The sequence below is a fragment of the Verminephrobacter aporrectodeae subsp. tuberculatae At4 genome (assembly GCF_000193225.1).
In the GTDB taxonomy this organism is placed as follows: domain Bacteria; phylum Pseudomonadota; class Gammaproteobacteria; order Burkholderiales; family Burkholderiaceae_C; genus Acidovorax; species Acidovorax aporrectodeae.
The window spans coordinates 1-671 of record NZ_AFAL01000311.1 but is presented as its reverse complement, the minus strand read 5'-3'; the positions used below and the strand labels follow the sequence as shown (position 1 = coordinate 671).

Sequence of the window (671 nt, the reverse complement as noted above, 5' to 3'; positions counted from 1 at the left end):
GCTTCGTGTTCGACGAGCGCGTGCTGCTCGCGACCGACCTCTCGGCCGCGTCGGCAGAAAACCCGATGTGAAGCCCCCCCCGGAGTCGCCTTCACCCCTCTCAAGGGAACGACTACCCGCGGCCTGGCAGAGTCCGTTCCGCGCCGTTTCCGTTCCCATTCCAAGCCGGTTCACACCCCCTGCCACCGAAAGGCCCTCCATGAGCACTACCGTTCCACGCCCCAGGCAGGCCGCAGCGCCCGCGCGCTCCCCGGGCAAGGCCCGGCGCCACTTCGCCGTCGTCGGCGCGGGCATGGCGGGGATCGTCTGCGCGCGCACGCTGGTGCAGGCCGGGCACCGCGTCACGGTGTTCGAGAAATCCGCGCAGGCGGGCGGGCGCACCGCCACCATCGACAGCCCGTTTGGCAGCTTTGACGCGGGCGCGCAGTATTTCACGGTGCGCGCGCCCCGCTTTGCCCAGGCCATGGACAGCACGCCCGGCGTGTGCAAGCGCTGGAGCGCCAACTCCGTGCAGGTGCTCGACGCGGAGGGGCGCGTTGCCGCGCCCGGCCTGCCGCAGCGCGAGGCGCACTGGGTCGCGAGTCCGGGAATGCAGTCGCTGGTGAGCGCCTGGGCCGGGCCGCTGCTGCAGGCCGGCCAGCTCATCACGCACACGCGCGTCACGCGCATCG

The 671-nt window shown here is 72.3% G+C and carries 1 protein-coding gene; it reads left to right on the top strand.

Features of this window, described 5'->3' with window-relative positions:
- Positions 1 to 199 precede the first annotated feature (199 nt).
- A partial coding sequence (locus tag VTU_RS26275; RefSeq protein ID WP_010102466.1) for an FAD-dependent oxidoreductase occupies positions 200 to 671 on the top strand: 472 nt, incomplete at its 3' end.